This is a genomic window from Trebonia sp., from assembly GCF_030042015.1.
GTDB lineage: Bacteria > Actinomycetota > Actinomycetes > Streptosporangiales > Streptosporangiaceae > Trebonia.
In genome coordinates this window covers 1-12,769 of sequence record NZ_JASIAL010000249.1, presented here as the reverse complement: position 1 = coordinate 12,769, position 12,769 = coordinate 1, and the positions used below count along the sequence as shown (strand labels likewise).

13 protein-coding genes are annotated in these 12,769 nt (G+C 70.7%); 4 read left to right on the top strand and 9 right to left on the bottom strand.

Annotation, left to right across the window (positions count from 1 at the left end):
• Positions 1–422: 422 nt before the first annotated feature.
• Both Q1N79_RS13370 and Q1N79_RS13365 read left to right on the top strand, forming a co-directional pair.
• On the top strand, positions 423–641 hold the full coding sequence (locus Q1N79_RS13370) for a hypothetical protein (protein WP_300608914.1): 219 nt from the start codon (positions 423–425) through the stop codon (positions 639–641).
• 174 nt (positions 642–815) lie between these two features.
• Positions 816–1,292, top strand: a complete 477-nt coding sequence (locus Q1N79_RS13365) for an inorganic diphosphatase (RefSeq protein WP_300608912.1) — start codon at positions 816–818, stop codon at positions 1,290–1,292.
• A gap of 63 nt (positions 1,293–1,355) precedes the next feature.
• Here the strand turns inward: Q1N79_RS13365 and Q1N79_RS13360 are convergent, their stop codons facing one another.
• The 8 genes from Q1N79_RS13360 to Q1N79_RS13325 all read right to left on the bottom strand — a co-directional run bounded on the left by Q1N79_RS13360 (position 1,356) and on the right by Q1N79_RS13325 (position 9,467).
• Positions 1,356–2,015 (bottom strand): hypothetical protein, encoded by a 660-nt coding sequence (locus Q1N79_RS13360; RefSeq protein WP_300608910.1) that lies wholly within the window; start codon positions 2,013–2,015, stop codon positions 1,356–1,358.
• A 107-nt stretch (positions 2,016–2,122) separates the two neighbouring features.
• Complete coding sequence (locus Q1N79_RS13355) at positions 2,123–3,163, bottom strand: cobalamin-independent methionine synthase II family protein (RefSeq protein WP_300608908.1); 1,041 nt, start codon at positions 3,161–3,163, stop codon at positions 2,123–2,125.
• The gene (locus Q1N79_RS13350) at positions 3,160–3,942 is read right to left on the bottom strand and encodes an inositol monophosphatase family protein (RefSeq protein WP_300608906.1); all 783 of its coding nucleotides are present in this window, start codon (positions 3,940–3,942) and stop codon (positions 3,160–3,162) included. The genes Q1N79_RS13355 and Q1N79_RS13350 overlap by 4 nt, the downstream gene beginning before the upstream one ends.
• Positions 3,939–5,057 (bottom strand): PEP/pyruvate-binding domain-containing protein, encoded by a 1,119-nt coding sequence (locus tag Q1N79_RS13345; protein WP_300608904.1) that lies wholly within the window; start codon positions 5,055–5,057, stop codon positions 3,939–3,941. The genes Q1N79_RS13350 and Q1N79_RS13345 overlap by 4 nt, the downstream gene beginning before the upstream one ends.
• On the bottom strand, positions 5,054–6,814 hold the full coding sequence (locus Q1N79_RS13340; protein WP_300608902.1) for a PEP-utilizing enzyme: 1,761 nt from the start codon (positions 6,812–6,814) through the stop codon (positions 5,054–5,056). The genes Q1N79_RS13345 and Q1N79_RS13340 overlap by 4 nt, the downstream gene beginning before the upstream one ends.
• An 83-nt stretch (positions 6,815–6,897) precedes the next feature.
• Positions 6,898–7,740 (bottom strand): class III extradiol dioxygenase family protein, encoded by an 843-nt coding sequence (locus tag Q1N79_RS13335; protein ID WP_300608900.1) that lies wholly within the window; start codon positions 7,738–7,740, stop codon positions 6,898–6,900.
• A 3-nt stretch (positions 7,741–7,743) separates the two neighbouring features.
• Entirely contained in the window at positions 7,744–8,091 is a 348-nt protein-coding gene (locus Q1N79_RS13330) for a protocatechuate 4,5-dioxygenase subunit alpha (RefSeq protein ID WP_300608898.1), read from the bottom strand.
• 143 nt (positions 8,092–8,234) lie between these two features.
• Positions 8,235–9,467 carry an acetyl-CoA hydrolase/transferase C-terminal domain-containing protein gene (locus tag Q1N79_RS13325; RefSeq protein WP_300608896.1) on the bottom strand — a complete coding sequence of 411 codons (1,233 nt, stop codon included), beginning with the start codon at positions 9,465–9,467 and terminating at the stop codon, positions 8,235–8,237.
• A gap of 83 nt (positions 9,468–9,550) precedes the next feature.
• On the opposite strand from Q1N79_RS13325, the gene Q1N79_RS13320 reads away from it, so the two are divergent.
• Complete coding sequence (locus Q1N79_RS13320) at positions 9,551–10,993, top strand: PQQ-binding-like beta-propeller repeat protein (RefSeq protein WP_300608894.1); 1,443 nt, start codon at positions 9,551–9,553, stop codon at positions 10,991–10,993.
• Between the two features lie 77 nt (positions 10,994–11,070).
• Here the strand turns inward: Q1N79_RS13320 and Q1N79_RS13315 are convergent, their stop codons facing one another.
• Complete coding sequence (locus Q1N79_RS13315) at positions 11,071–11,418, bottom strand: hypothetical protein (protein ID WP_300608892.1); 348 nt, start codon at positions 11,416–11,418, stop codon at positions 11,071–11,073.
• 405 nt (positions 11,419–11,823) lie between these two features.
• Between Q1N79_RS13315 and Q1N79_RS13310 the strand changes: the two genes are divergently transcribed.
• Positions 11,824–12,769, top strand: a 946-nt coding sequence (locus Q1N79_RS13310; protein WP_300608890.1) for a serine/threonine-protein kinase, incomplete at its 3' end; no start/stop codon positions are given.

Genomic DNA, 12,769 nt, shown 5'->3' with positions numbered 1-12,769 from the left:
CGTGGCGCTTTGCGCACGCCGCCGGGTGAGTCCCGCCGGAAGGTCCCGCGCGGGCGCCGCATCCGCGGCCGCGGGCGTGGCCTGGACCGCCGGAGCCGCCGGGGCGCCCGGCTTGGCCCCTTTGGCCGGGGCGCCCGCGCCTGCCCGAGCGGACGCTGAGGTCCGCTTCCTGTTCTTTGCCCGCGGCATCGTGCACCTTTCCCGGCTTGCCCCCCGCAAGGTACCACGAGAGCGGCGCGACGACACGCCCGCCCGGCCGAGGCTCCATGGTCGCCGCCGGGATCAACCGCAGGCTTGACGAGCCGTTGCCCGCGGCTAACCGTTCGGTGAAGAGCCCGCGTATTCGCCTGCGATCACGGTCCGCGCGAGCGCAGGAGCGTATTCACGTTATATCGTGGATGAAAGGCGAGGAGGTGACGTCGATGCGCACGATCGCAGCGCTGCTCTCCGGCGGTGAGCGGGGCAAGCTGTCCGATTTGTTTACGCTGGCCGACGACCCTGACTGGTGTGACCCGGACGCCCCCGACACCCGGGGCGCTCGGCCCGGCCCCTGGTGCCTGACCCCGCCGGGACACGAGGCGATCAGGCGGCTGGGGTCGCGGCGGGCTAAGCCGATACGGTTCCGGCTGCCCGCGCGGTAGCGACGCGACCGCCGGCGGCGAGCGGGGAGCGGACGTCCCCGCGGCGCGGCGAGAATGGCGGCAGGGCCCGACGTTTAAGGCCGTCTTCCCATAGCATGAGCTGCGTGCCGCGCGGGTAGGGCACTAGCTGATCCGCGCCCGCGTCATGCGCGTTACCCGCCGAAGGAGCCGGTCATGGACGTTGAGGTCATCGTTGAGATCCCGCAGGGATCGCGGAACAAGTACGAGATGGACCACGAGACCGGCCGGATCCGGCTGGACCGGATGCTGTTCACCTCGACGCGCTACCCGCTCGATTACGGCTTCATCCCCGACACGCTCGCCGAAGACGGCGACCCCCTGGACGCGCTCGTCTGGCTGGACGAGCCGACGTTTCCTGGCTGCCTGGTGACCGTCCGGCCGGTCGCGGTCTTCTGGATGCTCGACGAACACGGCCCGGACGCCAAGGTGCTGACCGTGCCCGCCCACGACCCGCGCATGGCGGGCGTCCGGGACCTGGGCGACGTGCCGGCGTACCTGTCCGCGGAAATCAGTCACTTTTTCGACATCTACAAGGAACTCGAGCCTGGCAAGTCCACCGACGTCCGCGGCTGGCAGGACCGTTCCGCCGCCGAGCGCGTCATCAAGGAGGCACAGGCCCGGCTTCGCTGAGCCGGAACTGCCCTGGCCGGACAGCCCGCTCACACGCGGTGCCGGCCAGGGCCGTTCGCCGGATTACGCGGCCGCCGTGCTGGCGGGCGTCGTGGTGTCGCGAATCGTCTCCGCTTCAGGTGCTGAGCTCAGCGCCTGGTCCGCGGGCTCCTGATCCCTGGGCTTCGGGCAGTAGACGGTGCCGAGGAAGTACCCGTAGATCCAGTGCCAGAGGAAGATGGCGAACGTCAGCTTCCAGCCGAGGCTGGTGCTGAGGAATCCGGCGTGGTGCGGCACGTACACCGCCGGCACCCACCACGCGGCGCTGATGATCGCGAGCACGGTGCCGTACAGAATCGCTTTGATGAGATTACCGAGCAGGGTGTTGCGCAGCGGGACCAGGGGGTGGAAGAGCAATGCGAACAGCAACGCGAAGAAAACGCCGTCGGTGAAGTGGGATAGTTCACCGACGATATAGACCGCCGCTGTCGGCGCGGTGCCGACAGGAACACCAAGGATGAGCTCGCCGTTGGCCACCGGCCAGTTGACTGAGGGCAGCCCGAAGCCGCCGAACCAGATGCCGAAGACGGTGGCGAACTGGGTCGCGACGGCGCCGGCGAGCAATGAGCTGCCGATCGGGTGAGTGGCGACCCAGGCCCGCCAGCGCGGCAGGGAGTCGTCGGTCGGAATGCGGGTGAACAGCCCGGCTGCGGAGCCACGGGCTGCGGAGCTAGTGGTACTCACGTGGGACCTCCTGCTTTTACACGCACTGCCTTGCGCGTGTAAAAGAAGTGTGATTTTCCTGATGTTGACTTGTCAACAGTCCAGGACGATTTGCGTACCGCAGCCCGTCAGCCGCTTTCTCGGAGCCTGCGAGCCGCCTCGGCCGCTGCCGACATCTTGCTGATCGCGAGATATCGCGGCACCCGGCGGAGCCCGCAATCGGTCGATATCTCGAGGTGCTCGGGATCCCGGTATTCCAGGCAGGTGCGGACACGCTCGATAATGTCTTCCGGCGTCTCGGAGTAATGGGTCTTGATGTCGATGAGCCCGGCCGACAGGATGCGGTCGCGGTCCCACTTGCCGACCAGGTCGATCTCGGCCATCTCCCGGGCACCGAACTCCAGGCTGAACCCGTGCACGTTGGCGTCGAGCAGCGCCGGGAACAGCCAGCGGTAGGTGCGCTTGGCGTACGGCAGGCGGCGGAACGAGCCGAAGCAGATGTGCACGACGAACGTGCACCCGGTGATCCCTTCGACGACCTTGTTGATGACCGCGACCAGGTTCTCCGGCGTCCGGTCCTCGGCAGCGTGCGAGGGCGTCAGCGGTTCCTCGATCTGGATGTAGTCGCACCCGGCCGCCACCAGGTTGAGGATGTCCTGGCGGATCGCCGGCACGAGCGCCTCGGCGCAGTCGCGGCGGTTGCGGTACACCGGGCTGAAGTCAAGCTCTGTCGTTATGCCGTACGGGCCCGGCATGCCGATCTTGGGCCGGCGGTCCGTGCGCGCCCGCAGGAACTCGTACTCGCTGACGTAGTCCCAGATCGACTTGATCTCGTCGAGCGGCTGCTGCACTTCGTAGACAGGGAGCATGTCCCAGCCGATCGCGCCGAGCTTGCGCGGGGACGGGCGCATGGTGATCCCGCGCATCGAGCCGGTGATGCCCTCGATCCAGCCAAGCCGGCGGTGCTCGCCGTCGGTGAGGATGTCCAGGCCGGCGCGTTCCTGGTCGTAGATCGCCAGCTGACAGTAGTCGTCGAAGAGTTCCCTGCGGTCCGCCGGGCCGAAGCGGCCCTCTTTGCCGGCGTCCGCGAGGATGTCCCACCAGCCTGGCCGCGCCCAGCCTCCGGTGGTGGTGACCGGCAGCGTGGCCGGGTACTGGTAATCGCTCATGACAGGCCCTTCAATGCGGTGATCAGCTCATCGTGGATGTGCCCGTTGCTGGCCACGACGTCGGCGCGCTCGGCGGTCTCGTGCGGGCGGCCGTCGAACAGGGTCAGCGTGCCGCCTGCTTCCTGCAGGATCAGCTGGCCCGCGGCGACGTCCCAGGCGTCCATCGCGTACTCGCAGTAGGCTTCGAGCCTGCCCGCCGCGATGGCGCACAGCACCAGCGCGGGGGAGCCGAAGGAACGGACTCCGCCGGCCACGTGCATCAGCCGCTCCACGAGGGCCGCGTAGGCGCGGATCTGCCCGGCGTCGACCGACTGAGCCTGTGCGACGACGAGCGCGCGGTCGAGCCGGGTGACGGCCGAGACGCGAAGCGCGTGCCCGTCGCGGGTGGCGCCGCCGTCGAGTTCGGCCGCGAACATCTCGTCGTGCGCCGGGTCGTAGACTGCCCCGGCCACCGTCCGGCCACGGCTGCGCAACGCGACCGACACGCAGTAGAAGGGCACGCCGTGCGCGTAGTTCGTGGTCCCGTCGAGCGGGTCGACGTACCAGACGTGCTCGGTGTCGGGGTTCCCCGTGGTGCCCTCCTCCCCGACGACCGCGTGGTCGGGGAACGCGCGCCTGATGACCTCGGTGACCGCCTGCTGGGACTCGCGGTCCGCGACCGTGACCAGGTTGGCCCGCGCGTCCTTGTAGGCGATCTCCAGGTCCCCGCCGCGCTGTCGCGCCATGAGCACCGCGCCGCCCGCGCGCGCCGCCGCTTGCGCGGTGTCCCGAACGGTCACGCGCCGGGAACCTTGAACACGTTGCGCAGCGCGTACTGGACCGGGTCGAACGGCTTGGCAGCGGCCGCGGGGGCCGCGGGCGGCGCGGGTGGCGCGGGCGCCGCCTCCGGCGGCTCGCCCTCCCCGGCTGGCGTGAGCCACGTGGTCTCCGGGCGGTGCTGGAGGAAGAACACGCTGCCCGGCAAGGACCTGTCGCGGGCGATCGCCCACTCGACGTCCTGCGGGACACCCTCGTGCCGCTCGATCTCGGCCGCCTTCTCGCACAGGTAGCGCACCTCGTCATCGTCGAGGCAGGGCTGCCCGGCGAGCCCGGCGGGCAGCGGCGAGAACACCACCCGCCCGGCCGCCGGCTCGAAGACTGACCACTCGTGCTTGGCGCCCACGCGCCGCGTGATGATCTGGCCGCTCGCCCGGTCGACTTCCCAGTGGTCGGGCGTCACCTGCCCGGATACGACGCTCTCGCCGAACCCCCAGTTGGCCTCGACAACCAGTCGGCCGCGGTCCCCGGTGACGGGGTCCAGCGTGAACACGACGCCGGCGGACCGCACGTCGATCAGTTGCAGGACGCCGACCGCGAGGTCATGGGAGTGCAGTGGGCTCTTGCCTATCTGACGGCGGTACTCCAGGGCGTGCGGGGTGTACCCGCTTGCCCAGCACTTCCTGATGTGGTGCAGCACGTCGGCGACCTCGCTGATGCCGAGGTACGTGCCAAACTGGCCGGCGAAGCTGGCGCTGCCCCCGTCCTCGCCGACGGCGCTCGACCGCACCGCGACCCGCAGCCCGGCTCCCAGGCCCGTGCGCTGCCGCAGCCGCTCATGGGCCAGCCGGACCGCGTCCTCCAGCCACCCAGGCAGTTCCTGTTCGAGGATGAGGGCCTGCGCCCGCTCAGAAAGCCGCTGGAGCGTGGCCGGGTCGTGCTCCTGGCCCGCGAACAGCCGCGCCAGCTCGGCCCTGGTCGCGGCGGACAGCCAGCCGTCGAGCGCCTCCACCGGCACCGCGTATCCGTCGGGCACGGGCCAGCCGGCGGACGCCAGCTGGCCCAGCCGTGCCATCTTCGGCCCCACCCGGGGGATGTCGGTGATCCGGATCTCGCCGAGGTCGAGGACTGGGGTCACGGGATCGCCGGGAAGACCTGGACCGTGCCCGCCCGGCCGTCCACCCGGACGCGGTCGCCGGTCTTGATGGCCTGCGTGGCTTTCGCCGTGCCGACCACGCAGGGGATGCCGTATTCGCGGCTGACGATCGCCGCGTGCGTCAGGCTGCCTCCGGTGTCGCACACGCAGGCCTTGATGATGCCGAAGACGGGGGTCCACTCGGTCGTCGTGCCGCCACAGACGAGGATGTCGCCCGGCTGTACCTGGCTGATGTCCGCCACGGTCGTGATCACCCGGGCGGTGCCCTCGGCCACGCCCTTGGCGGCGGGGAAGCCGCGCAGCTCGGTGGCGCCTTCCGTCCCGTCCCTGAGCGTCTGCAGGAAATGCCCGGACAGGCCGAAGACCTCGATCATGATCGGGTCGGGCACCGTGTCGGGAATCGTGCCGAGCATGGTCGGCAGCTCCGGGCCGCGGTGCTTCCAGTGCTCGAAGAACGCGCGCCGGTCGGGGATCTTCGCTGCCAGCTCCGGCCAGCGTTCGTCACCGCCCTCCATGACCGCGAACAGCTCGGGCTTGAACAGGAAGAAAACGTCGTCTGGCTGGTCGATCGTGCCGTCGGCCGCAAGGCGCCTGCCCAGCTCGAGGCTGGCCCGGCGGACCGGGATCGCCGCCCGCCGGTCGATCAGGTAGTTGTGCTCCTCGTTCCACCAGGCGAAGTTGGCCGCCAGGTTGCTGGCGAGCGCCTCGTTGAAGCGCTGCAGGTCCGACCCGTTGATGGCGCGCCGCGCCGCCTCGATCTGCTCGTCCCGCTCGGCTATCGCCTGCTGGCGCGCCGCGTGGAAGTCGAACCCGGTCGGCTTGGACAAGAAGGTCCCGATGGCGTACAGCGCGGGTGACGGGTCCTCGATCCAGGACGGCGTGTCGACCCGGCAGGTCTCCTCGGTCCGCTGACCGTAGGCGGACAGGAACCCCGCGAAGTCGTTCCACCAGGTGCGCCCGTGCGGGAGCGCTTCAACCCGGGCCTTCATGTCGGCCGGCGCGGCGTGCAGCAGCGGCCCGGCGACGTCAAGCTCGCGGGCGCGCCCGGCCAGCCGCCACAGCTCCTCGTCCGTCTTGCTGTAGAAGGTCTGCTGGCCGGACAGGAACGCGGAGACCATCGAGCCTTCCAGCCCGATCTCCTCGGCCAGCGCGTAGAAGGCCAGATAGTTCGCCGTCAGGACGTACATCACCTCGAAGTGGATGAACCACGCCCTGCGGTGGAACGCGTACGCGTCCTTCACCGCCGTCCACAGCTGGCCCGGGTCCATCGAGGCGAGGTCCAGGTTGTCCAGGTAGTCGTAGGCCGACTGCAGCTCGCCTGCCCGCATGGCCCAGTAGCTGTCGAAGTTCTGCAGCACAGGCCCGACGTACGCGCCGAACCGCGCGGCCCGGGACTGGATCTGCCAGTCGGTGTCGACGTCGATCGTGCCGATGTAGACATGCGTGCCCGCGAGCCGGTTCACCGACCCCCGGGTCGGCGGCACCCCGACGATCTCCGCGCCCAGCTGTGCGCCCCAGGTCTGGGCGTCGTCGAGGGTGGCGATGCTGGCGGGCACCATCCCCTCGCTGAAATGCAGCGAGTCACGCAGCCAGTAACGGGCGTTGTCCGCCTTGCCGAACGGCCGCACCGGGCCGGCCACGAAAGGCTGGCTGCCGAACGCCGGCTTGTACCCGGGATAAAGCTCCTCCCGGACGAAATCGTCAACAGGGAAAATCCTCGGCTTGTCCTGTGCGGCCACGCCCAGTATCACCTCTGCACTGAAGTGGGATATGTTTCCCAAAGTCTCCCGTGCGGCCGGGCGCTTAGGCAAGCCCTACGCGGTCATGCCGCCGGCTCAAGCAGCATCATCCCGGCCGCGGTGTTGGAGATCGGTATGTGGTAATTGGCCGTGATCGCCCTGGCGCCGGCGCCCAGGGCGGCCCTGGCGGTGAGCCACAGCAGCAGCTCGATGCCCTGGCTGCCGGTCTGCTCCACGAGCTCGATCGTCGAGTACCTGGTCACCCAGGTCGGGTCCGCGGTGAGGCTGGCCATGAACTTCTGGTCGAAGGCCTTGTTGATGAACCCGGCACGCTCGCCGTCCAGCTGGTGGGAGAGCCCGCCGGTTCCCATGACCAGGACGCGCAAGTCCTCGGGGTAGGAGGCGATGGCCCGGCCAAGCGCCTCGCCGAGCCGGTAGCAGCGCGCCGCCGACGGCAGCGGGAACTGGACGGTGTTGATCTCGACCGGGACTATGCGCACCGGCCACTCCTTGCCGCCTGGCCACAGCAGCGCCATCGGATTGCAGAGGGCGTGATCCACCAGCATCTCCTGGCACATCGTGATGTCGAAGCCCTCGGCGACGACGGAGTTGATCACGTGCCACGACAGCTGCGGGTCGCCCCTGAACGGCAGCACCGTCGGGATGTTCCAGCCCTCGTCGGCGCTCTGGTATTCGGCCGCCGCGCCAATCGCGAACGTCGGCAGCTTGTCGAGGAAGAAGTTCAGCCCGTGGTCGTTGTAGACGATCACGGCGACGTCCGGCCTCGCCTGCGCCAGCCACCGGTGCACCGGCTTGAACCCGTCGAACCACTCTTTCCAGTACGGGTCTTCCTGCTGGCCCTTGGCTATGGCCCGGGCAATAGCCGGGACGTGCGAGGTCGTAACGCAGCCGATTATCTTCGCCATTTCCTATCGTCCTTCCGCGACGAGCCGTGCCTTGAATTCCTCCTTGGAGACCCCGGTCTGCTGGGCGCCGATGTCCTGGACGTCAAGGCCGAAGATGCCGGCGAACTTCGCCAGGTAGTAGATGTTGCCGCCCGCGGCGATCAGCTCGAGCACGTTCCTGTGCCTGACCGCCTCGCGCTGCTGCGTGCTGAGCCCGTAGCGCGCGCAGTACGCGTCCTCGTCCGCGGCGAACTCCGCCCGGTTGGCGGCGTCGTTGAACGACATGCACATCTTGTTCAGCGCGTAGCCCTTCCGGGCCTGGTCGCCGTCGAAGAGCGTTGTTCCTGGTACGGGCTGGCGTGTCGTAGTCATGCGTGTGCCCCATTCGAAAGTCCGCGATCGTGTGGCCTGCACATAAAGGTCGGCTGCCGCTTGCGCGCGTGCCATGGACGGAAGTCCCGGTGATCAGGGCCCTTCGGCGGGGTCTGCGGCCGCCGGCAGGGCCGGTCGGGCGGTCAGCCGAGGCTGAACCCGAGGTCGCGGCCCGCCTCGCGCAACTCGTCCCTGGCCGCCGGGTGCGCCACCGACGTGATGATCGCCTCGGCCTGTGCCGAGGCGTCGTGGCCCCACACGGTCGCGGTTCCCTGGTCGCTGACGATGAAGCTGTGCTGGAACGAGGTCACCGGCCCGGCAAGCCTGGGGACCACGGTGGACACCCCGGCCTTCGGATGCCAGGAGGGCAGGGCGATGATCGCCTTGCCGCCGGGGGAGTGCAGCGCGCCGACCACGAAGTCGGTCTGCCCGCCGAACCCGGAGTAGATCAGCCCGTGCACACGGCTGGCGTTGGCCTGCGCGAACAGGTCCACCTGCAGCGCGCTGTTGACCGAGGTCATCCGCGCGTGGCGGGCGATTCGCGCCGGGTCGTTGGTCGTCTCGGTGCGCAGCATGCGGATGCCCGGATTGCGGTCCATCCAGCCGTACAGCTCCGCGCTGCCGAACGCGAACGACGCGATGACCGGCTGGCCTGCTTCCAGCGCGCCGGCCTTCGCCAGGCCGAGCACGCCGTCGCTGAACATCTCCGACCACACGGTCAGCCCGCGCCGGGTAGTGAGCGCGGCGAGCACGGCATCGGGAACCGCGCCGATCCCCAGTTGCAGCGCCGCGCCGTCGGGCACTAGGGCGGCCACCCGGTCACCGATGGCCGCCGACGCCGCAAGCGGCGGCCGCGGCCGCGGCGACGGCAGCGGGACGTCGGCCTCGATCCCGTAATCGATGTCGCCGACCGAGACGACAGCGTCCCCGTAGGTGTAGGGCACGTGGCTGCTGACCTGCGCGATGACCAGCCCACCGCGGGCGCGGGCGGCCTCGATCGCCGCCGGCAGCACGTTCACCTCGGTGCCGAGCGATACCGTTCCGTCCGCCGGGGGCGACGTCTGCACGAGGACGACGTCGGGCGGCAGGGTGCCCGCCAGCATGACCGGCACCAGCGACAGGCGGCAGGGAAAGTACAGCAGGCGCGGGAGGCCCCGCATGCCGGGACCGATGAACGGCGACTCGAGGACGACCCCTTCCCGGTCAGGGACGCCCGGCTGGGCGTTCAGCATGAACAGCCGGTACTCGGCAACCGCCGTGTCGAGCACGGCCAGCGCATGCCACGGGGTGGCGAAGTTCCCGCCGGCCACCACCCGGGGAGCGCCGGGCAGCGCGCTGAGCACAGCACCAAGCCGCGAGCCTGACACGATCCGCATCAGGTCATTATCGCTGGCGGCCCGGCCGCCCGGCCGCAGCAGATCGGCGGGAACCATCAGAGCCGTTGCCGCGTCCAAGGAGCATGACGGTCGTCCGGCACGGGGGTGCTGCGGTGGGCACTCTCCTCGCCGGGGCCGTCATGGCGCTGGCGGGCTGCGGCCCGGTGCAGCCCGCAGCGCCGTCTACCGCAGCGCCCGCGACCGCCGTCGTGACCACTCCGGCCGGGCCTGGGCCGGAGAAGACACAGGCGCCCGCGAGCGGCGCCGTGCGCACCCTCTGGCAGGGCGCGCCGTGGGGTGACTTCGCGTTCGCGGGCCGGCTGCTGCTCGGCGTCCACTGGCAAGCCAACGGAGACGAAGTCGAGGCGATAGGCGCCGCGACGGGCGCGCCCGCCTGGACGGCGGCCATGCCCGCGTCGCTGCCGGACATCCTCGGCCTGGTGCCGGCCGGGAACGTCGTCATCGTCGAGGCCGGCCACGAGGTCGGGCGCGCTCCCGCGATGGTGTACCCGGTCGTCTCCGAGTACGTCGCCCTGGACCTCGCGACCGGCGCGAGGCTATGGGCGGTTCCGGTCGCCGGCGACTACCAGTCTCCGCAGATCGCGGTGTCGGGGACGTTCGTGCTGACCGGGGATCCGGCCGAGACGGTGACGGCGCGGGTCGCCGCGACCGGGGCGGTGGCCTGGCGCGACCCGCGGCCGGCGGACTGCCCGCCGTGGAACATGGCCGGCCCGCTGACCGGTTCCGGGCTTGGCCTGGCGGCGGACGGCGCGCTCGCCGCCGTCTCGTTCAACTGCGGGTCGCGCGTCGTCGTGCAGCGCCTCGACCCCGCGACGGGAAAGGCGCTGTGGACGTGGCGGTCGCCGTCCGTTGGCGCGGACGCCAGCCAGTCGCTGGCGGTCACCGCGGCGGCGGGCGACGGCGACCTGCTGCTGCTCACCGGGGAGGTCGGGTCTCCTCCGGCGGGCCAGGAGTTCGCCAGCCGGCTGCCGCGCCCCTACGCGTGGCCGGTCGCGCTCGGCCCGGACGACGAGGAGAGCACCGTGCTCGCGCTTGACGCGGCGACCGGGCAGCCGCGCTGGACCGAGCTCGGCGGCCAGCTTGAGACGTTCGCGCTGACCGCGGGAGCGGTCTGCGAGGTGGTCAACGTCGGGCTCGAGTGCCGCGACGACAGCACGGGCGCCCACACGATGCCCGTCCTGCTGACCGGGCGGAACGAAGGGGACAGCCCGCCGTACGTCGATGACGGCTACGCAGGCGTCAGCGGCGGCCTGGCGGCGGTGGTGATGGCGTCCCCCTCGGGCGGCGTCCTGCTCCGCGTCGTGCGCGTGCGCGGCGGCGCCACGGTGGCGCAGGTTCACCTGGCGATCGGGACCAAGGGAGGCCGCGGCACGAACATCGAGGTGTTCGCGGTCGCCGCGGGCCCGCTCGGCAGCGACGCGATCCTGGTGCTCGTGCGCCGCGTCGACCTGCCCGGGTACCCGGTGCTCGCGCTTGAGGTCCCGATACCGGCAGCCGCCCGTTGACTCGCGGCCCGTGCGGTCCCGATCGAGGCGGCCGCCTTCGCCGCGATGGCGTACCCGGTCGCGTTCGCTCAAAGGAATCAGGCGTACTTCTCCACCAGCGCTCCGACCTGCGGGAGAGCAGCCTTCACGTGCTTGGAGGCACCCCCGCGCACGGTGTTGTAGGCCTTCACGATCACGGGCCGCTGCGAGTTCCGGCCACGCTCGTCGGTGATCGACAGCAGCGACTCACTGACCTCGTCCTCGCGCTTGACGAGGTAGTCGCCGAACGAGCCGCCGCCGCCGGCGTTGAAGTCCGCCCAGTAGGGCTGAAGCTGGTCGGCCATGCCGGGGAGCAGCGTCGAGACCATGTAGTGGATGTGGTCCGCGGAGAAGGTGCGCACGGTTTTGTAGGCAAGCTTGACCGCCGTCCCTGAGACGCCGGACATATCAGAAATTTCGTGATTTATCAGCGCTTCGCAATCGAGGATTACCTGGGGTTCGATCTCGGGTGCTAGCAACATCTCGTGCAGCGTGGCTGCCATGGCCGGCTGTTTTCTCCTTATCACCTGGGCCGGGCGCGCCAGTCGCGGGCGCCCGCCCTCCTCCCCCCGGGGCGAGCCGCCCCGGCTGCGTGCATGGCTACCGTACCGGGATTTCCCCGGGCACCGCGGGGTCGTAACGATACGTTAATCGACGCCCTTTTGCGAGGGAGTGGCCTGGCGCGCGCACACCGGCCGTGATTGCCCTCCCACGCTAGGGATGCGGCATGCCGGCAAGCAGACGCCGGGGACCGTTCTGTATAAATGCTCTTACATCGCGTCCTGAGCGGAAATTACCTAGGCGGGTTTCCCGTGATAGAAGAACTGCGCCCGCAGGACCCACGGCAGATGGGGCCGTACCGGCTGACCGGGCGGCTTGGCGGTGGCGGGATGGGCGAGGTGTACCTGGGCCGGTCCGCCGGCGGCCGGGCGGTGGCGGTCAAGGTCATCCGCGCCGAGCTGGCCGCGGACCCCGAATTCCGGTACAGGTTCCGGCGCGAGGTCGCCGCCGCCCGCAGCGTGAACGGCCTGTACACCGCGCTGGTGGCGGACGCCGACGCGGACGGGCCGGTGCCCTGGCTGGCGACCGCGTACGTGCCAGGCCCGTCGCTGTCCGGCGCGGTGCGCGGCCACGGGCCGCTGCCCGAGCGCTCGGTGCTCGCGCTGGCGGGCGGGCTCGCCGAGGGGCTGGGCGCGATCCACGCGGCGGGCCTGGTGCACCGCGACCTGAAGCCGTCCAACGTGCTGCTCGCCGACGACGGGCCACGGGTGATCGACTTCGGCATCTCGCGGGCCGCCGGCTCCACCGTGCTGACCAGCGCGGGCTGGGTCGTCGGCTCCCCGGGGTTCATGTCGCCAGAGCAGGCGGCGGGCCGCCCCGTCGGCCCGCCCGCCGATGTGTTCAGCCTCGGCGCGGTGCTCACCTTCGCCGCGACAGGCGTGGGGCCGTTCGGCGCGGGGGCGACCCCGGCGCTGCTGTACCGCATCGTGCACGGCGAGCCGGACCTGGAGCGCGTTCCCGACCGGGTGCGGCAGCTGGTGCGGCGCTGCCTGGCCGGGAATCCCGCGGAAAGACCCACCGCGGACGACCTGCTCGCCGAACTCGGCGACGTGCAGCTGTGGGCCGAGTGGCTGCCCGAGTCGCTGCTCGCCGAGATCAGGGGCAGTCCGGCGGGCTCTGGACGTCGTCGCGCCGGGGCAGGCGGGCCGCGGGCCCGCGGCGCGGCTGGGGTCGCGGCTGGCGTCGCGGCCGGGCGCC

Bases quoted from the DNA above. Each gene is read 5' to 3' on its own strand.
- Q1N79_RS13315 (WP_300608892.1), bottom strand. From the start codon at position 11,418: ATGTCCGGCGTCTCAGGGACGGCGGTCAAGCTTGCCTACAAAACCGTG.
- Q1N79_RS13325 (WP_300608896.1), bottom strand. From the start codon at position 9,467: ATGCGGATCGTGTCAGGCTCGCGGCTTGGTGCTGTGCTCAGCGCGCTG.
- Q1N79_RS13365 (WP_300608912.1), top strand. From the start codon at position 816: ATGGACGTTGAGGTCATCGTTGAGATCCCGCAGGGATCGCGGAACAAG.
- Q1N79_RS13355 (WP_300608908.1), bottom strand. From the start codon at position 3,163: ATGAGCGATTACCAGTACCCGGCCACGCTGCCGGTCACCACCACCGGA.
- Q1N79_RS13335 (WP_300608900.1), bottom strand. From the start codon at position 7,740: ATGGCGAAGATAATCGGCTGCGTTACGACCTCGCACGTCCCGGCTATT.
- Q1N79_RS13370 (WP_300608914.1), top strand. From the start codon at position 423: ATGCGCACGATCGCAGCGCTGCTCTCCGGCGGTGAGCGGGGCAAGCTG.
- Q1N79_RS13320 (WP_300608894.1), top strand. From the start codon at position 9,551: ATGACGGTCGTCCGGCACGGGGGTGCTGCGGTGGGCACTCTCCTCGCC.
- Q1N79_RS13330 (WP_300608898.1), bottom strand. From the start codon at position 8,091: ATGACTACGACACGCCAGCCCGTACCAGGAACAACGCTCTTCGACGGC.